Source organism: Arthrobacter monumenti (assembly GCF_054511255.1).
On record NZ_JBTNCY010000009.1, the window covers coordinates 116,186 to 140,504 of the forward strand.

General features: G+C 62.8%; 23 protein-coding genes. 4 read left to right on the plus strand and 19 right to left on the minus strand.

Annotation, left to right across the window (positions count from 1 at the left end):
- Positions 1-15 precede the first annotated feature (15 nt).
- The 12 genes from nusB to rpsD all read right to left on the minus strand — a co-directional run bounded on the left by nusB (position 16) and on the right by rpsD (position 10,985).
- Positions 16-426: a transcription antitermination factor NusB gene (nusB, locus tag ACX80B_RS14770; protein ID WP_459297478.1), complete on the minus strand. Its 411-nt coding sequence runs from the start codon at positions 424-426 to the stop codon at positions 16-18.
- Complete coding sequence (efp, locus tag ACX80B_RS14775; protein ID WP_026535613.1) at positions 423-986, minus strand: elongation factor P; 564 nt, start codon at positions 984-986, stop codon at positions 423-425. The genes nusB and efp overlap by 4 nt, the downstream gene beginning before the upstream one ends.
- An 82-nt stretch (positions 987-1,068) precedes the next feature.
- The gene (aroB, locus tag ACX80B_RS14780; protein WP_459297480.1) at positions 1,069-2,160 is read right to left on the minus strand and encodes a 3-dehydroquinate synthase; all 1,092 of its coding nucleotides are present in this window, start codon (positions 2,158-2,160) and stop codon (positions 1,069-1,071) included.
- On the minus strand, positions 2,157-2,654 hold the full coding sequence (locus ACX80B_RS14785) for a shikimate kinase (RefSeq protein WP_459297482.1): 498 nt from the start codon (positions 2,652-2,654) through the stop codon (positions 2,157-2,159). The genes aroB and ACX80B_RS14785 overlap by 4 nt, the downstream gene beginning before the upstream one ends.
- A gap of 29 nt (positions 2,655-2,683) precedes the next feature.
- On the minus strand, positions 2,684-3,886 hold the full coding sequence (gene aroC / locus ACX80B_RS14790) for a chorismate synthase (RefSeq protein WP_459297484.1): 1,203 nt from the start codon (positions 3,884-3,886) through the stop codon (positions 2,684-2,686).
- A 5-nt stretch (positions 3,887-3,891) separates the two neighbouring features.
- Positions 3,892-4,938 carry a shikimate dehydrogenase family protein gene (locus ACX80B_RS14795; protein WP_459297604.1) on the minus strand — a complete coding sequence of 349 codons (1,047 nt, stop codon included), beginning with the start codon at positions 4,936-4,938 and terminating at the stop codon, positions 3,892-3,894.
- 9 nt (positions 4,939-4,947) lie between these two features.
- Positions 4,948-6,156 carry an endolytic transglycosylase MltG gene (gene mltG, locus ACX80B_RS14800; RefSeq protein ID WP_459297486.1) on the minus strand — a complete coding sequence of 403 codons (1,209 nt, stop codon included), beginning with the start codon at positions 6,154-6,156 and terminating at the stop codon, positions 4,948-4,950.
- Positions 6,153-6,767, minus strand: a complete 615-nt coding sequence (gene ruvX, locus ACX80B_RS14805; protein ID WP_459297488.1) for a Holliday junction resolvase RuvX — start codon at positions 6,765-6,767, stop codon at positions 6,153-6,155. The genes mltG and ruvX overlap by 4 nt, the downstream gene beginning before the upstream one ends.
- A complete protein-coding gene (gene alaS, locus ACX80B_RS14810; RefSeq protein WP_459297490.1) occupies positions 6,745-9,426 on the minus strand; it encodes an alanine--tRNA ligase in 2,682 nt (893 codons plus the stop codon). Before alaS ends, ruvX begins: the two co-directional genes overlap by 23 nt.
- Positions 9,427-9,481: 55 nt before the next feature.
- The gene (locus tag ACX80B_RS14815; protein ID WP_459297492.1) at positions 9,482-9,721 is read right to left on the minus strand and encodes a hypothetical protein; all 240 of its coding nucleotides are present in this window, start codon (positions 9,719-9,721) and stop codon (positions 9,482-9,484) included.
- A 60-nt stretch (positions 9,722-9,781) separates the two neighbouring features.
- Positions 9,782-10,153 (minus strand): DUF948 domain-containing protein, encoded by a 372-nt coding sequence (locus tag ACX80B_RS14820; protein WP_459297494.1) that lies wholly within the window; start codon positions 10,151-10,153, stop codon positions 9,782-9,784.
- Positions 10,154-10,358: 205 nt separating this feature from the next.
- Positions 10,359-10,985 carry a 30S ribosomal protein S4 gene (gene rpsD, locus ACX80B_RS14825; protein ID WP_459297496.1) on the minus strand — a complete coding sequence of 209 codons (627 nt, stop codon included), beginning with the start codon at positions 10,983-10,985 and terminating at the stop codon, positions 10,359-10,361.
- A gap of 285 nt (positions 10,986-11,270) precedes the next feature.
- Here rpsD and ACX80B_RS14830 point away from each other — a divergent pair, with 285 nt between their 5' ends.
- Positions 11,271-12,119 carry a hypothetical protein gene (locus ACX80B_RS14830; RefSeq protein ID WP_459297498.1) on the plus strand — a complete coding sequence of 283 codons (849 nt, stop codon included), beginning with the start codon at positions 11,271-11,273 and terminating at the stop codon, positions 12,117-12,119.
- Positions 12,120-12,144: 25 nt separating this feature from the next.
- Here ACX80B_RS14830 and ACX80B_RS14835 read toward each other — a convergent pair whose 3' ends face one another.
- Entirely contained in the window at positions 12,145-13,560 is a 1,416-nt protein-coding gene (locus ACX80B_RS14835) for a replication-associated recombination protein A (RefSeq protein WP_459297500.1), read from the minus strand.
- Positions 13,561-13,681: 121 nt separating this feature from the next.
- Between ACX80B_RS14835 and ACX80B_RS14840 the strand changes: the two genes are divergently transcribed.
- Positions 13,682-14,350, plus strand: coding sequence for an acVLRF1 family peptidyl-tRNA hydrolase (locus ACX80B_RS14840; protein WP_459297502.1), 669 nt, complete (start codon positions 13,682-13,684; stop codon positions 14,348-14,350).
- On the opposite strand, the gene ACX80B_RS14845 is transcribed toward ACX80B_RS14840, so the two are convergent.
- The 4 genes from ACX80B_RS14845 to ACX80B_RS14860 all read right to left on the minus strand — a co-directional run bounded on the left by ACX80B_RS14845 (position 14,347) and on the right by ACX80B_RS14860 (position 19,252).
- Positions 14,347-16,053: an HNH endonuclease gene (locus ACX80B_RS14845; protein ID WP_459297504.1), complete on the minus strand. Its 1,707-nt coding sequence runs from the start codon at positions 16,051-16,053 to the stop codon at positions 14,347-14,349. The genes ACX80B_RS14840 and ACX80B_RS14845 overlap by 4 nt on opposite strands.
- 160 nt (positions 16,054-16,213) lie before the next feature.
- Positions 16,214-17,365, minus strand: a complete 1,152-nt coding sequence (locus ACX80B_RS14850; RefSeq protein ID WP_459297506.1) for an FAD-dependent oxidoreductase — start codon at positions 17,363-17,365, stop codon at positions 16,214-16,216.
- 7 nt (positions 17,366-17,372) lie between these two features.
- The gene (locus ACX80B_RS14855; RefSeq protein WP_459297508.1) at positions 17,373-18,116 is read right to left on the minus strand and encodes a class I SAM-dependent methyltransferase; all 744 of its coding nucleotides are present in this window, start codon (positions 18,114-18,116) and stop codon (positions 17,373-17,375) included.
- Entirely contained in the window at positions 18,113-19,252 is a 1,140-nt protein-coding gene (locus tag ACX80B_RS14860; RefSeq protein WP_459297510.1) for a type III polyketide synthase, read from the minus strand. The genes ACX80B_RS14855 and ACX80B_RS14860 overlap by 4 nt, the downstream gene beginning before the upstream one ends.
- Positions 19,253-19,334: 82 nt before the next feature.
- Between ACX80B_RS14860 and ACX80B_RS14865 the strand changes: the two genes are divergently transcribed.
- Positions 19,335-19,763 (plus strand): GNAT family N-acetyltransferase, encoded by a 429-nt coding sequence (locus tag ACX80B_RS14865; protein WP_459297512.1) that lies wholly within the window; start codon positions 19,335-19,337, stop codon positions 19,761-19,763.
- On the opposite strand, the gene aspS is transcribed toward ACX80B_RS14865, so the two are convergent.
- Positions 19,764-21,527 (minus strand): aspartate--tRNA ligase, encoded by a 1,764-nt coding sequence (aspS, locus tag ACX80B_RS14870; RefSeq protein ID WP_459297514.1) that lies wholly within the window; start codon positions 21,525-21,527, stop codon positions 19,764-19,766.
- A 99-nt stretch (positions 21,528-21,626) separates the two neighbouring features.
- Here aspS and ACX80B_RS14875 point away from each other — a divergent pair, with 99 nt between their 5' ends.
- Positions 21,627-22,877: an APC family permease gene (locus tag ACX80B_RS14875; protein ID WP_459297516.1), complete on the plus strand. Its 1,251-nt coding sequence runs from the start codon at positions 21,627-21,629 to the stop codon at positions 22,875-22,877.
- Here ACX80B_RS14875 and hisS read toward each other — a convergent pair whose 3' ends face one another.
- The gene (gene hisS, locus ACX80B_RS14880) at positions 22,878-24,224 is read right to left on the minus strand and encodes a histidine--tRNA ligase (protein WP_459297518.1); all 1,347 of its coding nucleotides are present in this window, start codon (positions 24,222-24,224) and stop codon (positions 22,878-22,880) included.
- Between the last annotated feature and the right edge of the window lie 95 nt (positions 24,225-24,319).

The following is a 24,319-nucleotide window of genomic DNA, read 5'->3' on the forward strand; positions in this document are numbered from 1 at the left end:
CGGTCACCACCGGCCTCAGGCCAGCAGGCCGGGCTTCAGCTGCTGCAGGCGTCCCAGAAGTCCATTGATGAACGACGGCGACTCATCAGTCGAGAGCATCTTCGACAGCGCGACGGCCTCGCTGACGGCGACACCGTCGGGGATTTCGTCGTTGTACAGCAACTCCCACGTGCCGACGCGGAGGATAACCCGGTCCACAGATGGCATCCGCTGCAGCGACCACCCCTGCGAGTAGGTCTGCAGGAACTCGTCGATCGTTTCCTGCAGCGAGATGACGCCTTCAACCAGGTCGACGGTGTACGGGTTGATTGTCTGGTCGGTCTTCTCCCGCCGGTACCGCAGCACCTCCACCGGTGAAGTCCCGCGCTGCTCAGCCTCAAACAGAATGTCTACGGCCCGGCGCCGGGCCTTGGAACGGGCGCTCACTCGTTGACGCGCCCGAGGTATTCGCCGGTGCGGGTGTCGACCTTGACCTTGGTGCCATTGTCGACGAACAACGGAACACCGATCTGGTAGCCGGTTTCCAGCGTGGCGGGCTTGGTGCCGCCACTGGAGCGGTCCCCCTGCAGGCCGGGCTCGGTGTAGGTGATTTCCAAGGTGACCGACGGTGGCAACTCAATGTAGAGCGGGGCGCCTTCGTGCATGGCAATGTTCACGTTCTGGTTTTCCAGCATGAAGTTGGTGGCATCTCCGACCACGGCCCCGGGCACGAGAACCTGGTCGTAGTCCTGGTTGTCCATGAAGATGAAGTCTTCACCGTCCTGGTACAGGTACTGGTAGTCACGGCGGTCCACGGTGGCCATGTCGATCTTGGTTCCCGCATTGAAGGTCTTGTCCACGACCTTGCCTGAAAGCACGTTCCGCAGCTTCGTCCGAACGAAAGCGCCACCCTTCCCGGGCTTGACGTGCTGGAATTCAATGACGTTCCAGAGCTGACCGTCAAGGTTCAGTACGCTGCCGTTTTTGATGTCGTTGGTTGAAGCCACAGGATCTCTTTCGTCGGGTTCTTTGGATAAAGCGTCAATGGTGGTGAAAAGTCCGCCAGACCATTCTACCGGTACGGCGTGCTCAGCTGGCGATCTCCTGGTACGCGGCAAAAAGCAGCGACGTATCAGGCACCTCAAGCATCCCCGGTTTCGCCAGTCCATCGAGCACCACGAAGCGGAGCAGGTCACCGCGGGCCTTCTTATCCCGCCGCATGCCATCCAGCAGAGTTGCCCAACGGTCACGCCGGTAGGTGACGGGCAATCCGAGCGACTCAAGAATGCTCTTGTGCCGGTCGGCGGTCGCGTCATCGAGCCGCCCCACCATCCGGGACAGCTCGGCGGCGAAGACCAACCCAACTGAGACTGCCGCCCCGTGCCGCCACTGATAGCGTTCGGCCAGTTCGATGGCGTGCGCCAGCGTGTGGCCGTAGTTCAGCATCTCCCTCAGGCCCGATTCCTTCAGGTCCTCGGAGACGACGCCGGCCTTGACGGCGATGGCCCGCTCCACGAGTTCCCGCACCACCGTCGACTCCGGATCAGCCACGGCCTCAGGATCGGCCTCAATGAGGTCCAGGATGGCCGGATCGGCGATAAACCCGCACTTGACGACCTCAGCCATACCGGTCAGCAGTTCGTTCTTCGGCAGGGTCTGCAGCGCGTCGAGATCAGCGAACACCGCAGCCGGTGGATGGAAGGAGCCCACAAGGTTCTTACCTTCGGAGGTATTGATGCCGGTCTTGCCGCCCACCGCCGCATCCACCATGCCGAGCAGAGTGGTAGGCAAATGGATCACTTTGATGCCCCGCAGCCAGGTCGCGGCGACAAACCCGGCAAGGTCCGTCACGGCACCTCCACCGACTGCGACGATGGCATCCGAGCGGGTGAAATCGTTCTGCCCGAGTACCTGCCAGCAGAACGAAGCCACCTGGATGTGCTTGCCCTCCTCGGCGTCGGGGATTTCCGCGGTAACGGCGGTCAGACCGGCAGCGGCAAGGTCTTCACGTACGGCGTCACCGGTGCTCCTGAGCGCCCGGGGATGGATCACCAGGACCCGGCGGACCCGCTCCCCCAGCGCCGGCGGCAGCCGCGGCAACAGGCCATGGCCGATGACGACGTCGTAATTATTCTCAGCGCTGGCACCTGAAACCTTGATGGTGGTTGCGTTCAAGCTCAATGTAGATAATCTCCTTCCAGCAGCTGGCCTTTCAGCCTTTCCGCCAATTCGCGGATGTTCCCGCGTCGTGTATCCAGTGTCACGTCGGCCAACCGTTCATAAACCGGCCGGCGCAGGTCGAAGAGCCGCACCCAGGCCGCCACCGGGTCGTGCGCCAACAATGGCCGGTGGCCCTTGCCGGAAAGCCGCGGCAGCACAGTTGCCAGATCAGTCAACAAATAAACTACGACGGCGGAGGTCTCCAGCAGCTGCGCGGTTCCAGCGTCGAAGACGGCCCCGCCACCGACGGATATCACCGGTCCCGGCCCGTCCGACGGTTCCAGGAGGGTGGCAACGGCAGCAGCTTCCTTTTCCCGGAAGAACCGTTCGCCGTAACGCGAGAACATTTCGGGGATCGGCCCGTAGGCTTTTGTGACTATCCTGTCCGTGTCGGCGAATTCGACCCCCAGCAACGCCGCCAGCTCATGGCCGACGGCGGACTTTCCCGATGCCATGGGGCCGATCAGTACAATCGGCGGATTGTTCATTTACTGCCCGACGAGCCCAGCGCATCGGGGATGTTGTCCAGATAGCTGCGCATATTCCGCTTGGTTTCGGCAATGGAGTCACCGCCGAATTTTTCCACGACTGCCTCCGCCAGCACCAGGGCAACCATGGCTTCAGCGACGACGCCGGCAGCGGGCACGGCGCAAACATCGGAGCGCTGGTGGTGGGCCTTGGCTTCCTCGCCGGTGCTTACATCGATGGTCTTCAACGCCCGGGGCACAGTGGCGATTGGCTTCATCGCGGCACGCACGCGCAAGACCTCGCCGATGCTCATGCCGCCCTCAATGCCACCGGCGCGGTTGCTGGAACGGGCAATCTTGCCCTCGTCGTCCCGGACTATTTCGTCGTGCGCGGCGGACCCGCGACGTGAAGCGGTCAGGAAGCCGTCGCCGACCTCGACGCCCTTTATCGCCTGAATGCCCATGAGGGCTCCGGCGAGCCTCGAGTCAAGCCTGCGGTCCCAGTGAACATAACTTCCCAGTCCGGGAGGGAGGCCATAGGCGAGGACCTCGACGATGCCGCCCAGGGTCTCGCCCTCTTTGTGCGCGGCGTCGACTTCATCGACCATCGCGTTGGAAGTATCCCGGTCGAAACACCGCAGCGGGTCCTCGTCCAGTGCGAGCACATCCGAGGGGTGCGGCAACCGGCTGTTCTCCGGCACTTCGACGGAGGCAAGCGCCACGGTGTGGCTCACCAGTTCTATGTCGAGATATTTCAGCAGTTGTGCGGCAACCGTACCCATGGCCACCCTGGCGGCCGTTTCGCGGGCACTCGCACGTTCCAGCACCGGCCGGGCCTCATCGAAACCGTACTTCTGCATCCCCGTGAAGTCGGCATGGCCGGGCCGGGGGCGGGTCAGCGGCGCATTGCGGGCCATTGATGCCAGTTCTTCCGGATCCACTGGATCGGAGGCCATGATTTTTTCCCACTTGGGCCATTCGGTGTTGCCCACCTCAATGGCCACCGGTCCGCCCTGGGTCAGCCCATGCCGTACGCCGCCAATAATGCGGACCTGGTCCTGCTCGAATTTCATCCTGGCGCCGCGTCCGTAGCCGAGGCGACGCCGCGCCAGAGCGTCCTGGATCCGGGCGGTGGTCAGTTCCACCCCGGCGGGTACACCTTCAAGAATTCCTACCAGCGCAGGACCATGGGATTCGCCTGCCGTCAACCATCGCAACATAGAAACTATCCTGCCATGTCCGGTAACTGTCGACCGCGTCGGGGCAATCCCACTGCGTCACACATGGCGTTTATGACACCGGGTTCGTCGCGGAATTGTGCGCCGGTGAACAGGCGGACCTGCTCGAGACCCTGGTACAGCAGCATTTCGAGTCCGGGAACGATCTTCCCCCCGCGGCGCTCCCACGCCGCTGCAAGGGCACTCGGCCACGGATCGTAAGCGACATCCAACAGCACGCCGGCGTCCCCGTCTCCGTCTTTATCCGTCGCTCCGGCCATGGCGGGATCGGCCAAGGCGGGATCGGCCATGGCGGGACCGGCCAGCGCAGGATCGGCCAAGGCGGGACCGGCCAGCACCGGATCGGCTGCGAGTTCATCGCCGGCCCGCGGAGGAAGTGTGGATACCACCAAGCGGCTTTGCCGCACTACTGCGGCGCTGTCCCGCAGCGGCACGACGGTGACGGACAGACCGAACCGTTCAGCCAGCGCAACGGTCTCCGTGGCCCGCGACGGCGTACGGACACACAGGGTCAGGTCGGTGACCCCGATGTCGGCAAGAGCGGCCGCCGCTGCCAGCGACGTTCCTCCGGCGCCTAGGATGACCGCACTCGTCTCGCCTGTTCCACCGGCATGGGCAATAGCCCGGACTATTCCGACGACATCGGTGTTATGACCGGTCAGATGCGTTGTTCCCGGCATTGATCCCACGTTCGCCTGCGTACGCCCGTCTGACCCGTCGTCGGGCCCGTCGGCATCCGCGGTGAGTCGACCGCCGTCGAACGTGACGGTATTGAGCACCTGCAGCACCGCTGCGGCGCCGGCAAGTTCGTCCACCTGTGCCACCATCGCCGCCTTGAGCGGCATCGTGACGGACAATCCAGCCCAGCCGGTTTCCGACCGGACACCGGCCATGAATGCAGGCAGCCGGTCCTCGGTGACATCGATGGCGTCATAGCGGATGTCGAGCCCAAGGTGCTGGTACGCGGCATTGTGCAGTGCGGGTGACTTGGAATGGCCAATCGGTGATCCAAGTACAGCCGCCCGTGCCGGCAGACCCACCGGTTACTGACACCTGCCCGGGTTGTCGCTGCACCACTGCTGGTACTGGTTCACATTTGCCACATGTTCGGCATGGCGCTCTGCATAGAGCGTCTCCCCCGTATCGAGGTTCACCGTGACCCAGTAGTAGTAGGGGTTGTCCTGGGGATCGGCAGCGGCCTTGATGGCGGGCAGCAGCGGTGATCCGATTGGCCCGATCGGGAGGCCGGGATTCGCATACGTGTTGTACGGATTCGAGGTGTCGTTCTTCTCCTCGGCTGTCAGTTCGTAACTCTTCCGGCCGAGTCCGTACGTGACGGTGGCATCGGACTGGATGAACCGGCCGATTTCACTGATTGGCTCGTTCAGCCGATTGGCGATGGCACCGGCAATTTCGGGATAGTCTTCCGGACTGCCCTCGGCCTCGATAATGCTGGCGATGGTGAGGATGCGGTACTGTTTGTCGGCACCTTCGACGCCTGCCTTTTCCAGATTGGAGAAGGTCTTATCCACCAGCATTTGGACAATCTCGGTGGCATTGGCATCCAGCGGGAAACGGTACTGTCCTGGAGAGAGGTATCCCTCAAGGTTGGGTGCCTGCTTCGGGATACCGAACTGTGTCGGATCCTCCGCGAGCTCCTCGAAGTCCTCCAGCGGAACTCCGGAGGACTTGGAGAGAATCTCGAACACTTCAGACTGCCGGAGTCCTTGATTCACCGCGGCGTAATGGACGGCAGTCTCGTCGGTATTCAACAAGGCCGCGACGGCGTCCTCGGAGGTCATCTTCTCTTTCATTTCATACGTGCCGGGCTGGATCAGGTTTCCGCTGTCGTCGGCCTGCAATGCGGACATGAACGCTCCAGTGCTTGCAACGACGCCGCTATTGACAAGGTTCTGCGCGATGGTGATCGTTGCCGCGCCCTGCTCGACGTCGACAGTCACGGAACCAGTCCCCGGACCCGGGTAATCCGCAAGTGGATCCTCACCGCCTGCGAAGAACGGGCTGACAAAAGAGACGGCAAAGACGACGACGGCGGCGAACAGCGCCAGTGCCAGCGCCATGACGATAGTCTTCCGGCGTCGTCGATTACGCCGCTGTTGACGTTGGGGACGCTGTGCCCGGCGGGAGCTCAGCGGAACGTGTTCCTCGTTGTACTCATAGTGGTACTCGTAGGGCTCCGGAAAATCATTCCGATGCTCAGTCGAGGAACGATCCGGATATACAGAACTCACTGATCGTCTCCTTCCCGCCTCACAGGGTGCATAGGACTCTTTGGCTGCTCTGCCATCGGGTCAGTTGGACCGGCGGAATCGCTTGCCTCACCGGTGCTCACCACGACCCCCACGTCCATGCTGAGTGACCGCTGCATATCGATGGCATGTTGAAGTATGCCAACCGCAGCTGCCTGATCTACTACTTTACGGTGTTTTCGCCCCGATACACCAGCCTCATACAGTGACCTGTGTGCACTGACGGTACTCAACCGTTCATCAATCAGTCGTACTTCAATCTGCGCTGACGCCCGTTCCAAGTGTTGGACCAGGAGCAGCGCATAGTCCCGGGCCATCCGGGCGGATGCGGTCTCGCCGCCCTTCAACGTCTGCGGAAGACCAACGAAAATCTGCACCGCCCCACGTTCCTCGGCTTCGCGCACGATCACCCGTACGTCCGAGTTTTTCTTCGCGTCGCGTTTGAGGGTCTTCACCGGGGTGGCAAGCACCCCGTGCGCATCGCAACTGGCAAGGCCCACGCGCACGAGGCCAACATCGACCCCGAGCTTGACGCCCTGACGGTAACCGCTCCCGCTGTTCACGGGACGCCTAACTTCGCTTTGCGACAGCATCGTTGATTGCGGACAGTGCCTCGTCAATGCGCTGCACATCAGAACCACCGCCCTGGGCAATATCGTCCTTGCCGCCGCCGCCGCCGCCAAGAACCCCGGCGGAGAGTTTAACCAGCGCACCGGCTTTGACACCCGTCTCCCGGGCCGCTTCGTTGGTGGCGACCAGAATCAACGGACGGGAGTTGGCCACACCTGCCACGGCCACCATGGAGGCGTCCGATCCCAACCTGTTGCGCAGGTCCAGTGCCAACGACCTCAGATCGTCGGCACCGCCCACCTCGCCGGCGTTATGTGACAGCACGCGCACGCCGCCAATGTCCTTCGCCGCCGAGAGCAGCGACGCGGCGGAAGCAGCGAGCTGTTCCTTGCGCAGCCGTTCCAGTTCCTTTTCCGCCGTCTTGAGCTTGGTCAAAGTCGCGGAAATCCGTTCGGGCAGCTGCACCGAAGGGACTTTGAGCATGTCCGACAACTCTGTCACCAGAGCACGTTCAGCGGCCAGATGACGGAAGGCCTCCATGCCGACGAATGCCTCGACCCGGCGGTTGCCCGATCCGACAGACTGCTCACCCAGCAAGGTAAGACTACCGATCTGTGAGGTGGATCCAACGTGGGTTCCACCACATAGTTCGCGTGACCAGGCACCGTCGATTTCGACGACGCGCACCTTGTCGCCGTACGCTTCGCCAAACAGCGCGGTGGCACCGAGCTCCTTGGCCTTGTCCAGCGGCATGACTTTTGTCTCGACTTGGAAGTCGTTCCGGATGGCGAGGTTGGACACTTCTTCGATCTCGCTGCGCGCCGCCGGGCTCAATCCCTCGCCCCAGGCGAAGTCGAAGCGGAGATAACCGGCCTTGTTGAAGGAGCCGCGCTGCAGCGCTTCAGGCCCGAGGATCTGGTGCAGCGCAGCGTGCACAATATGCGTTCCGGAATGGGCCTGTTCGGCAGATTGCCGGCGCTGGGCGTCGACCGTGGCAAGCGCACGCGCTCCGACGGCCACTTCCCCTTCACGTACGACGCCCTTGTGCACGATCAAGCCCTTGACGGGGCTCTGGACGTCAAGAACCTCGACGGCGAAGCCGTTGCCGGTGATCATGCCGACGTCGGCAGCCTGACCGCCCGCCTCGGCGTAGAACGGCGTGGCATCCAGGACCAGTTCGACTTCCTGGCCCTCCTTGGCCGCCGGGATATTGGCACCAGCGGTGATAATGCCGCGCACTGTGGATTCCGTGACCAGTTCGTCATAGCCGGTGAAGGCCGTGTCCCCGGCAGCAAGCAGTTCGCTGAAAACAGATAGATCCGCATGCCCGAGCTTTTTCTGGCGCGAGTCAGCCTGGGCACGTTCGCGCTGTTCGGTCATCAGCGCCCGGAAGCCGGCCTCGTCCACCTGGACGCCTGCTTCCGCAGCCATTTCCAGTGTCAGGTCGATCGGGAAGCCATAGGTGTCATGCAGAGCGAAAGCGTCGGCGCCGGACAGCGGAGTTCCGTCGGACTTCGAACCGGTGACCGCCTCTTCAAGCCGTGCAGTTCCCGAAGCAATAGTGCGCAGGAATGCCTTTTCTTCGGCGTAGGCGATCCGGCTGATCCGTTCGAAGTCGGCTTCCACCTCCGGGTAGGTCTTCTTCATGGCGTCGCGTGAAACCGGCAACAGGTCCGGCAGGCAGGCTTTTTCGACGCCGAGCAACCGCATGGCGCGGACGGCCCGCCGGATCAGACGGCGCAGCACATAGCCGCGGCCTTCGTTCGAGGGCGTCACGCCGTCGGATATCAGCATCAGGGAGGACCGGATGTGGTCGGCGACTACACGCATCCGCACATCGTCGACATGGTGCGGATCGTCGTCGGACTCGGCGCTGGTGTATTCCTTGCCTGAGAGTGCGGCAGCCGCATCGAGAACCGGCCGGACCTGGTCAGTCTCGTACATGTTCTCGACGCCCTGCAGAATCATCGCCAGGCGTTCCATGCCGAGTCCGGTGTCAATGTTCTTGCTCGGCAGTTCGCCGAGAATTTCGAAGTTGTCCTTGCCTGTGCCCTCGCCGCGCTTGTACTGCATGAAGACGAGGTTCCAAATCTCAATGTAACGGTCGTCATCGGCAGCAGGACCGCCTTCGATCCCGTATGCGGGACCCCGGTCATAGAAAATCTCTGAACAGGGCCCTGCCGGCCCGGGCTGGCCGGTGGACCAGTAATTGTCAGCCTGTCCCATTTTCTGAATGCGTTCGGCCGGAACACCGACCTCGTCGCGCCAGATCCGCAGTGCCTCGTCGTCGTCCTGATACACGGTGATCCACAACCGCTCGGCAGGAAGGCCGAAGCCGCCGTCGTCGATGTTTTTGGTCAACAGCTCCCAGGCCATTGCGACGGCTTCTTCCTTGAAATAGTCGCCGAAGGAGAAATTCCCGCACATCTGGAAGAAAGTACCGTGCCTGGCAGTCTTGCCGACTTCTTCGATGTCGCCGGTGCGGATGCACTTTTGCACGCTCACTGCCCGGTCATACGGAGGTGTTTCCCTCGCTGTCAGGTAGGGAATGAACGGCACCATGCCCGCCACGGTGAACAACAACGACGGGTCATTGGAAACGAGCGAGGCTGAGGGCACCACGGTGTGTCCCCGCTCGCTGAAGTAGTTATTCCAGCGCCGTGCAATCTCGTGGGACTTCATGAATCAATAAACCTTCCGGTTATACCGAGGCGCCCGCGATCGGGGCACCGAAAATCTACTGGCGGACGCCGGCCCTTGTGTCCGTATCGATGCCGAGGGCGATGCGCAGGTCCGCTTCGCGCTGGGTCATGCCTTCGCGGAGAGCCTCGGCGAAACCGGCAATGCTGTCGGACAGTGAACCGACCTTGCGGTTAAGTCCTTCCGGCCCGAAATTCTCTTTGGCCTCGGAAACCTTACGCACGGCGAGAACGCCAATGGTGACGCCGATACCAACCCAGATCAACCGCTTGGTCATGATGACCCTCCTATACTCGAGCTTCCAGCCACTAGGGGCCCTGGCGACGTGCTGCGCCGGTTATTTGCTGCGCCGGGGCGCGTGCTTACCGCGTCCGCCGAACGCCGAACGAACGCCGTAGGAAAATGCTGCAACCTTGATCAGCGGCGCCCCGAGAGTCGCGGCCACTAATGAGGACAGGGCGGAGATGTTGGCGGAGGCGTCGGAGACGTTGTTGGTGATTCCGTCCACTTTCCGCAGTTGCGAATTCGTGGTGGAAACGGTGGTGGTGACTTCGTCGATAAGCGGAGTGGTCCCCTCGCTGACCGAGCGGATAGTCACCCGCAATTCGTCAAAGACCTTGCCGAGTTTTAGTACCGGAATTGCCAGCAGGGCAACGAGGATGGCAAAAACTCCGGCAGCGATGAGGCCGGCAATATCTCCACCAGACATAGTGGGCTGCTCCTTGAATTGTGTGACGGTTCGCCAGCCAGGAAGGGGTCAGTATTACTGACCCAAGCTGGTCCGCTTTGTACCTTACCTACTCAACAGCCCGCGGCGCTTGCCGCGGGCTGTTGAACAGTGGTCCCGGTGCGGCGGGCAACCGTCCCGAAAGGGTCGCTGCCTCCGCCGCACCGTTCACTGAGCGCTGAACTGCTTAGCGTGCGTAGTACTCCACCACGAGCTGCTCTTCACAGGTGACGGGAACCTCGCTGCGCTTGGGGCGGCGGACCAAACGGGCCTGCAGCTTCTCAAGCTGAACGTCGAGGTAACCCGGTACAGCCGGCAGAACGTCGCGGTGTGCACCGGCGGCGGCAACCTGCAGCGGAGTCATCTTCTCGCTGCGTGGATGTACGTGGATGAGCTGGCCTTCGGTGACGCGGTAGGACGGGCGGTCCACGCGTGCACCGTCAACCATGATGTGGCGGTGTACCACGAGCTGGCGTGCCTGGGCGCTGGTGCGGGCAAAGCCAGCACGCAGTACCAGGGCATCGAGACGCATCTCGAGCAGCTCAACCAGATTTTCACCGGTCAATCCATGTGTCCGGCGGGCTTCCTCGAAGACACGAGTCATCTGTGCTTCGCGGATACCGTACTGGGCACGCAGGCGCTGCTTTTCACGCAGACGAACTGCGTAGTCGCTGTCCTGCTTGCGGCGCGCGCGGCCATGCTCACCCGGCGGGTAAGGACGGCGCTCGAAGTACTTGGCGGCCTTAGGAGTCAGAGCCAGGCCGAGGGCCCGGGAGGCCCGCGCTTGGCGGCGGGCACGTGCTTGTGCAGTCACGTTGTCCTTCCATATATACTGTTAGTAGAGGTTAGGCTAGCCTCACCAACTAAACCTGTTTGGAAAGCCACGGCGCGGACGCCGCGGTTTACCTTTCAGGCCAGTCAGTTCCCTTTATGGCTCTACACCGCAGGGGAACGGTTCGAGGAGCAGATGCCCGTCGGAAGCCCCGCAAAGGAGGACAGCCAAATGGAACACCGGCAACCGAGTGCCGCTGAGGTAGCGCGTACATTATTGACCGGAGTTGGCACCGCCACGCTCAAGTCAGCCGCTACCCGAGGTGCCGTGCCAGTGCTTCATGCCGAAACCGCGGCAGGAGCGTTCATCTTGGTTGGGGATGGACACACCCTCGCCGCACTTGGTCTGGACTCACCAGTCAACGACCTATTGTATCGTGAAATCGCTCAGCCCTGCGACACGGCTGCCGAGTTCGGCCCCCATTCCGTTGTCCGTTACCCCGTCTCCTTGACCGTTTCCTCGATGGCGCCCGTAGCCGACTTGAACGTCGAACGTGGTTCGGCCGCTCTCGAGGGAACATTGACACCGTTGCCTGCCAACGCCGTTCCAGCTGCCCTGCAGGCGATGTGCTCCGGAATCCCGCTCGCTGAAGTGCTGGGATACCGTCCTGATGTACGGCTGTTCAGCTTCGCTCCGGAAAATGCAGTCGTCTCGAACGGCACGGGACGTCATGACGTGGCGCTGGCCGATCTGCAGAACTGCACTTCGGATCCCCTTGCTGGTTGCGAAGGACCTCTGTTGTCTGCGGTGGAACATGAAACCGCACCATATTTGCTGGGGCTGGTGCGCGGGTTCGATTCTGTCATCGACTCTGAGTCTCTGGGCTTTGGATCACTGAGCACTGTGGAATCCGTGCGCGTGATCGGTATTGACCAATACGGTCTCGACTTGCACTGCACCTGGGATGCCACGAACTGCATCTGGCGCGCATTACAGCCCGATAGCGGCACTTCGGGAGGTTGCCCGGGCCGCAGGACCGGTCACAACGACGGCGCCGCCGCCTGCCACAGTGCTTCGGCCAGAATACGCATTTCGTTTGCGCAGACAGCACGTACACCGGAAGCGGCAATGCAGGAGATCCGCGCATTGGCCGGTGCTGAGGCAGCAGTTTTATAGCGGCGTGAAGCTCCGGTAATGAGCCTCAACCGCCGCGGATAATCCGGCGCAGCTTCTCCAGCCGAGCCGCAACTTCGCGTTCGGCACCGAATTCGGTCGGCTGGTAATAGTCCCGGCCGACCAAGTCGTCCGGCGCATATTGCTGATTGGCAACACCGTGCGGCTCGTCATGGGCATATTTGTACCCTTTTCCATGTCCGAGTTGCTTCGAACCGGGATAGTGCGCGTCACGAAGATGCGCGGGAATCATCGTCCCCTTTCCAGCCCGGATGTCAGCAATGGCGGCATTGAGCCCCATGTATGCGGCATTGGATTTTGGCGCCGTCGCCAGATGGACCACAGCCTCCGCCAGCACGATCCTTGCCTCGGGCATCCCGATCAACTGCACGGCCTGTGCTGCCGCAACCGCGGTCTGCAGCGCCGTCGGATCTGCCATGCCAATGTCTTCCGAGGCCGAAATCACGACCCTTCTGGCGATGAACCGCGGGTCCTCCCCCGCTTCCAGCATGCGGGCCAAGTAGTGCAGCGAAGCGTCTACATCCGAGCCTCGAATGGATTTGATGAAAGCACTGGCCACGTCGTAATGCTGATCGCCTGCCCGATCGTAGCGGACGGCCGCGGCATCCAGAGCCTGTTCCGCATGTACCAGTTCGACTGGAACCGGCTCCGGTGCAGCATCGTCGCCCACAGGCTCGCTCAGTGCGATCCCGGCAGCTGCTTCCAATGCCGTCAGCCCGCGCCGCGCATCGCCGGCTGCAAGCCGCACCAGATGATCCATGGCGGTCGCGGTAACACTGACCCGCCCGGCAAGACCACGCTCGTCCTCGACAGCCTTGATGAGCAGCGCCTCGATATCCGTGGAGGTCAATGGCTGCAAGGTCAGCATCAGGGAACGCGACAACAGCGGAGCCACCACAGAAAAGGAAGGATTCTCCGTAGTGGCCGCGACGAGAACCACCCAGCCGTTCTCCACTCCGGGCAGCAACGCGTCTTGCTGGGCCTTGTTGAACCGGTGAATTTCATCAAGGAACAGGACCGTAGTCATCCGGTGCAGATCACGCGCAGTCAACGCATCGTCCATGACCCGCCTGACGTCTTTGACGCCGGAGGTGATTGCCGACAATTCCACGAACTTGCGCCCGGGGCCGCGGGCGATCACGTGGGCAAGAGTCGTCTTGCCGGTACCAGGCGGCCCCCAGAGAATTACCGACGTCGGACCCGCCGGACCACTTTGCCCGGCGCCGGCTGCCAGCGCACGCAGCGGTGAACCCGAGCCGAGGAGATGTTGCTGGCCAACGACGTCGTCGAGGTTCCTGGGCCGCATCCGTACCGCTAGTGGACTGCGCGGCCTGTCGGAACCACCAGTGCCACTATGGGCATTCCCGGCGTCATCTGATAGTTCATCCGGATCATCACTCCGCTGGTCAAAAAGATCGCTCACGTTCACAGGCTACTGCCTGAAAGTCGGTCAGGAAGACCGTTGAGAAATGACCGCTGGCAGGATTCGGGCGGGACTACAGTGAGGACGTGGACGGCCGTCAGTAAAACCAGGAGGAAAGTCAGTGGGCAGCAGAAGCACTTCAGTTCCACCGGAACGTTTGGTGGGTTGGCTGCAGCGCTTTGAAGCAAGTCACGGCAAGGTGGCGGCGAGACGCATTGACGAAGGGGTGGCGCTGATGGCGGGAGATGGAGCATCAGCGTGGGTCGATCTCTCGGAAGTCCAGCCAGCGGAGTTCATCCATAATCTGCTTCCGCAGGACGGTGACGAACCCATCAATGCCGCTGACGCCATAGCGGAATTGGCCCGTGCAGCGGCAGTGGATGGCAAGACTGGAGTAATACTGCTGCGCCGGGGTGGTTATGCAGAAGGTGTGGTGGAGGCCGGCCGGTTGATCGCATCGAAGACTGGCACCAGGTACGTCCAGTCGCGCACCGCTGCCGGTGGCTGGTCCCAGCAACGCTTCGCCCGACGGAGGGCCAACCAAGCCAGCGGCCTCGTGGAGGTCGCGGCGGAGCAGGCAGCGAGAGTGATTTCCAGAGCGGAGGTGCGTCAATTGGCTTACGGCGGCGATAGGGCGCTTTGCGCCGAGCTGATGCAGCACCGGCTGATGGCGCCGCTTGCTTCGCTGCCGCGTCTGCCGTTCCTGGATGTTCCCGATCCCCGTCTCCAGATCCTGCAGCGTGTTGCGTTGAATCTGAATTCCTTTCCGATCACCGTTACGGATGCTTAGTCCGGGCATGCAGGTTCCGCCCGCCGGGTCTTTCCACGTTGCGGACTCGCGTGTGTGGCAGGAATGACTGCGGCTGAGTCTGGTTTCGTTTGTTCTGTTGTGGTGCCTGGTGGCGGTGGGGCGGTTGATTGATAGGCGTGCCCGGTTGGTGTGGTGAGCCGGACGGTGTGCCTTGGTCCGGGAATCGTCTCGGTCCTGAAACCGGGTGTTTCCTTCGCAAGATTGCACCGTTCGCACAAGCCCTGCGCGTTGTCTGCACTGGTTGGTCCGCCATGGCGATAGGCGGTGATGTGGTCGATGTGCCGAATCGGTGCGTCGCACCAAGGGGTGCGGCAGGTCTGGTCCCTGTTGATCAGCAGCCGCCTCAGCCCGGCGGGGAAGAGCCTGGCAGCCGAATCCATTCCGACGATCCGGCCGGTGCCGGGGGCGGTATAGAGCCGGCGGACCCATACCCTGCCGCCGTCTGCCGGATCGGGCTCAGGGTCAGGCTCAAATTCCTGGGCGGGGCCGGCGCATCGATTATGTCTGTTGGCGTGATCGCCGTTCAGTTCATTGCCGCCATTGCCGCCATTGCCGCCATTGCCGCCGCGGTCGCCGCGGGTGTTGGTGTCCGGACCGCGAATGAGGTTCCTGGCCCAGCCGGCCGGTACGGTTCCGTAGCCGTGCAGGTACGCCGGCTCGTTGTCGCCGGCGAACAGGGTCCGGTCGGTGATGATCAGCTGCACCTCAATATCCGGCTCCCGCACCGCCTTCCCTGCGCTGTCAGAGCCTCCTCCCGGCGGTCCGGGCTGTTCCTGCTTTCGGTGCGAGTGGGGCCCGTCCTGGCCATGCCGGCACTGTCCATCCGGGCTGGTGGCGGTGGTGGGGCTGGGGTTGAGGATGCGGTCCACGAGGGTGTCGGCCATGATCTGGCCCTTTCCCCGCGGGTCGCCGCCGGCGCGGGCCGTATCCGCGGCGCGGGTCAGCGCGGCCTGGACTGCAACGCCGTGAGCGACCGGCAGGAGGCCGGTCACGTAGGTCATCGTGTCCGGGGCCGGCCGGCAGGTCACGGTCCGTTCCGTATGGGCCTTCGCGGCACGGCGCACCACCGACGCCGGATCCAGCGCACAGGCATGTTTCTTCGCCTCGGCGGTCAGTCTTTTATCTCCGAGCCCCTCGAGCTTCTCCGGATCCGCGGCCATGATCTCATCGACCCGGGCACGGTCGGCCACCTCGAGGCAAGCGGTTTCCTTCACCAGGATCGTCGCCCGCCACTCACTGAGGACACCGGCGGTCAGGGCCTTGAGGGTATGGGGCATCTCCGCCACCAGGGCCTTCGCCAGGCCCAGGTGCCGGTTCCCGCTGGCCGGACTGTCCCGCCGGGCCAACCCAATCTGCGCGGCGACCCCCTCACCGGGCCTATCGGCCTTGGCGCGCGTCTGCTGCTGCGTCTTCCGGGAGGCATCGAAGGCGGCCGTAGCGCGGGCCTGCGCCGCTGCCGCCGCGGCCTTCACATCCTCCAACGCCCGGATCCGGTCAATCAACTCCCCGTCAGCAACATCCAGGTCCAGGCCCTCCAGCGAGGAAAGGAAATCCGCCGTAAACGGCCCCGCCGCCGACGACAACGAGGCAGAGACCAGTGCCACGGAACCGGACACAGTGCGCTTCCCGACAGCCTCATCCGTGGGCTGCTTCCGCTCCTGCTGAACTAATGAATCGAACATGTATTCGACAATATCGGCAGCACGCCCGCCACTCCACCGGCACAACCACCAATGTGGACAACCAACCCCATACCAGCCCCTGTGGAGGACAAGACACCACCTAGAGGAAGACAGGTTCCGGGATAAGAAGGACGGGACAGCGAGCCCGGAATAGAAAGGATCAGAGCCATCGCATGGAGTACGCGCGGGCAAGAACTCCACGAACGGGAGGAGTCAGCAGGGCTTGAAGCAGCAGGTCACGGGCTCGAAGGCCAAAACCGCTCACGGGACGCCCCATTGCCATGTTGATCCTGGCCATATTGGCCGCAACCGTGGCGGAACGCATCCGTCGCTGTTCAAAACGCGCCAATGCTAACTCATCGGGATTTCCCGTCCGGGCAGCCTCGATCAGGATGGGCGCCAGAGCGGCCGCATCGAGCCAGCCAAGGTTCATCCCCTGCCCGCCGATGGGACTGACTTGGTGCGCTGCGTCTCCCACGAGGATTGTTCGTGCTGCAACCATCCGGTCCGCTGGCTGGGTCCGTACACCGAAACCACTGATCATAGTATTGCCGGCCGGATCCACTGCAATTCCAGTCCGCTCCTCGATCAGGTCCGAAAGTTCCTTCGCCGTGGGTGTCTCGTACGGACGGTCCGAGTGGACAACCCAGCGGCGCAGGCCGCCTGGCAGAGGAAAAGATTCGACGACTCCGCCTGGCTCCAGCCAAATTACCGCAGCGGTGCCATCTTCGGTCGTATCGGTGAAATCCCCCATCAAATAGGTGTCCCGGTGCAGGCGCCTGCGCACTCCAATACCCGCCGCGCCACGGACGAAACTGCTGCCGCCGTCTGCCCCAACAACCACCCGGGCCCTGACCTCGTCAGTTCCGGAAGCGGTCCGCGCGCGAAGACGAACGAAGTCGCCTTCATCTTTGAGTCCTTCTACGTCGACTCCCCTGCGCAGGGCGCCGGGACGTATTTCGTCCAACCGCCCGGCCAACAAGGCTTCGGTACGGTGTTGCGGCAGTGAAACGATATAGGGATGCCGGTCAGAAACGGCGTTGAAGGCCAAGCCGCCGAAGGTACGGCCCTCGCTTCTAAGGAACCCGCGATCGATCCTGACACCTTCGGCGAGGATGGATGGGGTGACACCGATGCGGTCGAACGACTCCAGTGCCGGCGGATGGATGCCGATCGCCCGGGAATGCTCCACCAGAGCCGCCCGCCGTTCCAGGATCTGGACATCAAGCCCGCCGTGGGCCAACAAGGCCCCCAAATAGACGCCGACCGGTCCACCGCCGACCACCACCGCATCAAGAAGCTTCGATGCCACCTCCCCCTCACCCCTCTCGGGATGGACTGACGGTGCGCTGCCCGACGTCGAAAATCAGCAGATTCCGGTACGGGACTTGATGCTCGACACGCCAACCTTGTGGTGCCTCCGCAATCAGTTCAGCCTGCGTGTAGCTGCGGCGAATCGACGTCAGGCCATCTTCCCGGATGAATGAGTTGTGGAAGAACGGCCGCGTTCCGGCCGAGAATAAGGCGTAGGCCAAACGGCTCCGCTCGATGTCGGCATGGATGGACCTTGCCCGGCAAAGTTGTTCGCTATCGGCCAGCAGGCCTTGCAGTTCGGCGCTGGTCAGGTGGTGCAGCATAAAGTTGGAAACCACGACGTCGAACGCCGCACCTTCACGCACCAAGTCATGGCTATAAGCGGTGCGGAAGGAAACGCCGTCGACGGCGGGTTGTGCCATGGCGTAGGCGTGCGCCCGCTCGTCCGGATCGGCACCGAGTACGGTGATCTGGAAGCCGTCCCGCTGTGCCCAGCGGGCCAGTGCACGGGTGATGTCTCCGCCGCCGGATCCGATGTCGGCGATGGAGTTAGTCCGGTCCCTGTGCAGCAACGGGCGGATCCGGGAACGGTAAATCCGGTACCATCCGGCGATCGCGGCATTGACGTATTTGAACTGGTGATACGTCCGGGTGAGCATTACGGGGTCTGCAGCAGGGTCGTCCATGCGCTCCTGCCCGTTGGTCAGCCGCTGGTCCAGCCGCGGAGGCCACGGAGCAGGCGCGATCAATGGACGTCCGGGGAGAGTTTGGTCATCAGTGATGTTTCCACCGTCAGACCTGGACCAAAAGCCATGGCGCAGACCCGTTCTTCCGATTCGGTGGAAGGATTTTCGAGGACGTGCTTAAGCACGAACAGGATGGTCGCGCTGCTCATGTTCCCGTATTGGCGCAATGTTTCCCGCGATGGCGTCAGCTGGTCAGGTCGAAGCTCGAGTTTGGATTCCACCTTGTCCAGAATGCTGCGGCCGCCAGGATGAATGGCCCACCGTTGGATTTCTTTGTACGGGCGTTCTGCGAGTTCAGGCTCACGGGCCAACAGCGGCTCCAGCGCCCCGCGGATGTGCTCGTCAATGATCTTGGGAACGTAGCTGCTCAGCACCATTTCGAAGCCCTCGTCGCCGATCTTCCAGGCCATGTCATCTTCGCCGACGGGTGTCAGGGACGTGTCGAAATGGTCAAGCCGCAAGGCCGTCGCCTCCGGACCTGGTTCCTGTGCCGTGACGATGGCCGCCGCCGCGCCGTCACCGAATACGGAGGAGGCAATAATCTGGTCCGGGTCGTTCGACGAGCGGACATGCAGCGAACAGAGCTCGGCGCTGACCACGAGGACGACGGCATCGGGTTCGGCCTCGCAGAATGCCTTCGCTGCCCGCAAGGCGGGGAAAGATGCGTAGCATCCCATAAAGCCCAGATGATAACGCTGCACGTGCGGATTCAGGTCGAGTGCCCGGACAATCTTGTAATCCGGACCGGGTTGGTAGAAACCGGTGCAGGAGACGGTGACAACGTGCGTAATGTCTTTCGGTCCGATTCCCTCTGACGCCGACAGCACCTTGGCAGCGGCATCGACATAGAGTTTGGTCGCCGCTTCGATATAAAGCTCGTTGCGCACCCGCGTGCCGGGCATCAGGAGCCGCCCCTCAGCCCGCTCGTAGAAGTCCGAGGTGCCGCCGTCGTCGACAGTGTCCAATCCCTCTATTACCGTGTAGCGGCGGTCGATCCCTGACTGGTCGAAGGCCGCGTGCAGCAACCGCCCTCCCAACCGGGTTATACCCGGCTGGGAGGCGAAGCGGTCCCGTGTTACCCACTGCTCCAACACCGTGGGCGGCAAGGAAGTTTCTATGGCTCGCAGGAAAACCGACATGTGTTCATCTAAGCATGCTGACTATACCGCGCGGAACAAATTGACCATTCCGCACGGCCTTTGGCGCGCGTATGCTGATGCCATGAACGACACCCGGATACGGCTTGCCCCGGCCACTTCCGTACCACTGGATGATCTGACCCGTCTCTACGCGGCTGTGGGCTGGACTGCGTACACCAAAGCACCTGAGTCGCTGGCTGCCGCCATCGGAGGATCCTCATTCGTCATCACGGCACGCCTGGATGGACAGTTGATCGGGTTGGCACGCGCCGTCTCGGACAACGCCACGATCTGCTACATCCAGGACATCCTCGTTGACCCGGAGCACCAGCGGTCGGGCCTGGGGCGGCAAATGCTGGAAATGATCCTGGGCCACTATGGAGATGTCCGGCAGAAGGTGTTGATTACTGACTCCGACGACGGCCAGCGTGCCTTTTACGAGTCCCTGGGATTCAGCGAAGGCAGCGACATGGATCCGCCGATCAGGGCTTTTACCAAGTTCGATGGGTAACTAGTCCCGCTCCGGCTTAGCATCGACGCCGGCTTCCTTGCGCTGCTGCACGGTAATCGGGGCAGGTGCGCCCGTGAGCGGATCGTAGCCACCGCCGGACTTAGGGAAGGCAATCACGTCGCGGATCGAATCCACTCCGGCGAGCAGCGCAACCACGCGGTCCCAGCCGAAGGCAATGCCGCCATGTGGCGGTGCTCCGTACTTGAACCCCTCAAGCAGGAAGCCGAACTTCTCCTCGGCTTCCTCCTCGCCGAGGCCCATCACCTTGAAGACGCGCTCCTGCACGTCCCGCTGGTGGATACGGATGGATCCACCGCCAATCTCGTTGCCGTTGCAGACAATGTCGTAGGCGTAGGCCAGGGCCGATTCCGGGTCCTTATCGAAGGTGTCCAGGAATTCCGGCTTGGGTGAGGTGAAGGCATGGTGCACGGCGGTCCACTGCCCACCGGCAATGGCGACGTCGCCGGAAGCTTCCGCTGTTTCCGCGGACTCGAACATGGGGGCGTCAACGATCCAGACGAAGGCCCAGTCCTCCGGGTCAATCAGCCCGGTGCGGTGGCCGATTTCCACCCGGGCCGCACCCAGCAGTGCACGTGAAGAGGCGATGTCTCCGGCGGCAAAGAAGATGCAGTCGCCACCCTTGGCGCCGACGGCATCAGCCAGTCCTGCGCGCTCGGTGTCCGTGAGGTTCTTGGCCACTGGACCGGAGAGAGTACCGTCTTCGCCGACCAGGACGTATGCCAGTCCCTTTGCCCCGCGCTGCTTCGCCCACTCCTGCCAGGCGTCAAGCTGGCGGCGCGGCTGCGAACCGCCGCCGGGCATGACGACGGCTCCCACATACGGAGCTTGGAAGACCCGGAAAGTGGTGTCCTTGAAGAATTCCGTGAGCTCGGTCAGTTCGAGGCCGAAGCGCAGATCGGGCTTGTCCGACCCAAACCGTGCCATGGCATCCCAGTACGTCATCCGCCGGATCGGAGTCTTAATTTCGACGCCGATAAGCGCCCAGAGTGCCTTGATCAGTTGTTCGCCTAGTCCGATGATGTCGTCCTGTTCGACGAAGCTGGCCTCGATGTCCAGCTGGGTGAACTCAGGCTGGCGGTCCGCCCGGAAGTCTTCATCCCGGTAGCAGCGGGCAATCTGGTAATACTTCTCGAACCCACCGACCTGCAGCAACTGTTTAAAGAGCTGGGGCGACTGTGGAAGCGCGTACCACGAGCCGGGTGCGAGCCGTGCGGGAACGACGAAGTCCCTGGCGCCCTCCGGCGTCGAACGGGTCAGTGTCGGAGTTTCGATCTCGACATAGTCCTCTCCGTGGAGGAGCTCGCGGGCCACGCGGTTGGCTTCGCTGCGCAGCCGGATATTCGCTGCGGGGCCGGGCCGGCGCAGATCCAGATAGCGGTGCTTCAGTCTGGCTTCTTCGCCCACCTCGACATGTTCATCGATCTGGAACGGGAGCGGCTCGGAGGTGCTGAGGACCTTCACGGTTTCAGCAATTACTTCGATATCACCCGTGCCGAGCGCGGGGTTTTCATTGCCTGCGGGACGCTTTTCCACGCTGCCGGTCACCTGCAGGACATACTCGTTGCGCAGCGAGTGGAAGACTTCCTCCTCGCGGACCACGACCTGCGCCACGCCGGACGCATCGCGGAGGTCCAGGAACGCAACCCCGCCGTGATCGCGGCGCCGTGCGACCCAGCCGGTCAGCGTCACGGTCTGTCCAATGTGTTCGGACCGTAATGATCCAAGCTCGTGTGTGCGCAGCACAAGAATCCCTTCGCGTAAGGTTAATCAGGCAATCGTGTTCGAGTTTACCGTTGATGGCAGCCGGCCGGATGCCACCGACGGTATAGGTCGGAGGTTCCCATGAGCGGCTCTGCAGGACTGCAACGGCAATTGGGCGGATTCGACGCCACAACCGTCGGGATTGGCTCGATGATCGGTGCTGGTGTCTTCGTCGTCTTCGCACCGGCCGCTGCGTCCGCCGGCGCCTGGTTGCCGCTCGCCGTGGCCATTGCCGGTTTCGTCGCCTACTGTAACGCCTCCGCTTCGGCCCAGCTGGCGAGAATCTATCCCACCAGTGGCGGAACCTATGTCTACGGACGGAAACGCCTGGGTCCCTGGGCCGGTTTCATCGCCGGCTGGTCCTTCGTCACGGGCAAGACCGCATCCTGCGCCGCGATGGCGTTCACGTTCGGCCTCTACGCCTTTCCGGGCTACGAAACCGCTGCCGGCATTGCCGCCGTCGTGCTGCTGACGACCGTGAACCTGCTCGGGGTCACACGTACTGCGATGGCCAGCCGGATCATAGTATCGCTGGTCGTGGCCATCCTCGCCTTCCTCGTGGTGGTCGCCTTCAGCACTACCCCCGCCCCCGCACCTGTGGGCCCGGACCTGGCCTCGCCGCTGGGGGTACTGCAGGCAGCCGCACTGCTGTTTTTCGCCTTCGCCGGCTACGCCCGGATCGCCACCATGGGCGAAGAGGTCCGTGAGCCGGAGCGGAACATTCCGCGGGCGATTCTGGCCTCGCTCGCCGTCGTGCTGGTCCTGTATATGCTGTTGGCGCTGGGTCTGCTGGAGGCCCTGGGGGTGGAAACTCTTGCAGCTACGGAAGCACCGCTCCTGACTCTCGCACAGGACATCGGTGATTCCGTGGGCACAGTGGCAGTCACAGCGGCCGCCGCGCTGGCGAGTCTGGGTGCATTGCTGGCGTTGATCGCGGGCGTTGGCCGCACCAGCCTGGCGATGGCACGCGGCGGAGACCTTCCCCGTCCGTTGGCCCGCATCGGTTCACGGTTTCAGGTTCCCTTCATCGCCGATCTCACCGTTGCCGCCGTCGTCATCCTGCTGTTGCTGACAACGGACGTGCTCACCGTCGTCGGGTTTTCCAGCTTCGGTGTGCTGATCTATTACGCCATCGCCAACATATCTGCTTTCACGCTGGAGAAGCGGCCCTGGTACTGGCCTAAAGTGCTGAACGCGGTCGGCTTCATCGGTTGCCTGCTGCTCGCCTTTACTCTGCCGCTGCTGTCGGTACTGATCATGCTTGCGGTCCTGTTGGCCGGTCTGGCGGGCAGGGCCGCGGTGCAATACTCCGGTGACCGCGACAGTCCCTGACTACGGCGCCGCGGTGACTGTCGGGGTCAAATCAGCAGCCGGTGGCGTCCATAGTTCCGGGTCAGCCTCGACTTGTTCGCCGCTGCGGATGTCCTTGACCGCGTGCGTGCCGTCGCCGCTGGTGAACCAGACAAAGGGAATGCCGCGCCGGTCCGCGTACTTGATTTGCTTGCCAAATTTGCTGGCAGCTGCGGCGACCTCGGCTGCAATCCCCCGCTGGCGGAGCTGATTGGCCACGTCCTGCGCGGCGGACCAGCTCTCCTCGTCGACCAATGTCACCAGGACCACCGTCGGAACCGGCCGGGATGCGGTGGCCAGCTGCTGGCTCAGAATGCGGGCCACCATCCGGGTAACACCAATGGACAGCCCGACGCCGGGATACTTCTTATTGCCCTTGCTCGCCAGCGAATCGTACCGCCCGCCTGAGCAGATGGACCCGAGGCCCTCGTGCCCGAGCAGAACTGTCTCGTAAACGGTGCCGGTGTAGTAGTCCAGGCCGCGGGCGATACTCAGGTCCGCGAGCACCCGCCCTGGCGCACGGCGGGTCGCCTCGGCAATGACCTGCTCCAGTTCGGCCAGGCCCTCCTCCAGCAACGGGTGGGTCACACCCAGTGCCCGCACCTGTTCGACGAACGAGGTGTCTTCGGTACGGATCGAGGCCAGTTTCAATGCGGCCGCCGCCTGTTTCTGGTCCGCGCCGAGCTCCGTCTGCAGCAGCTCCGAAACCCTTTCCGGTCCAATCTTGTCCAGCTTGTCGATACTGCGCAGTACGCCGGCGGTGTCCTCGAGGCCTATCCCCCGGTAAAATCCTTCGGCCAGCTTGCGGTTATTGATCCGCAGTTGAAAGTCGGGGATCGGCAATGCGCTGAGGGCATCGACGACGACGAGGGCCAGTTCGACGTCGTACCGGAACGGAAGCTCTCCCTCACCCACGACGTCGATATCCGCCTGTGTGAATTCACGCGCCCGGCCCTCCTGCGGCCGCTCTCCGCGCCAAGCCTTCTGGATCTGGTAGCGCCGGAACGGAAAGGCAAGGTGGCCGGCGTTTTCCACCACGTAGCGGGCGAACGGAACTGTCAGGTCGAAGTGCAGTGCCAGCTGGTCTGGGTCGGATGCCGCCGTGCCCTCGCCGTCGTCGTCGCCCTGGAGCCTGGAGACCGCGTAGACCTCTTTGTCGATTTCGCCCTTGCGCAGCAACTGACCCATGGTTTCCACCGCGCGGGTTTCGATCGATGAGAACCCATGCAGTTCGAAGATACGGCGCAGCGTGTCGAGCACATGCAGCTCCACCATCCGTTCCTGCGGAAGCAACTCCGGGAAACCTGACAGGGAAGCGGTACGTGCCATTGAAGACTGACTCCTTTTACTGCGGTGAATGAACTCCCGGCCAAAACCAACGGGAGAATTACTAGACTGGGTCCGGCGGGTTCATTTTATGTGCT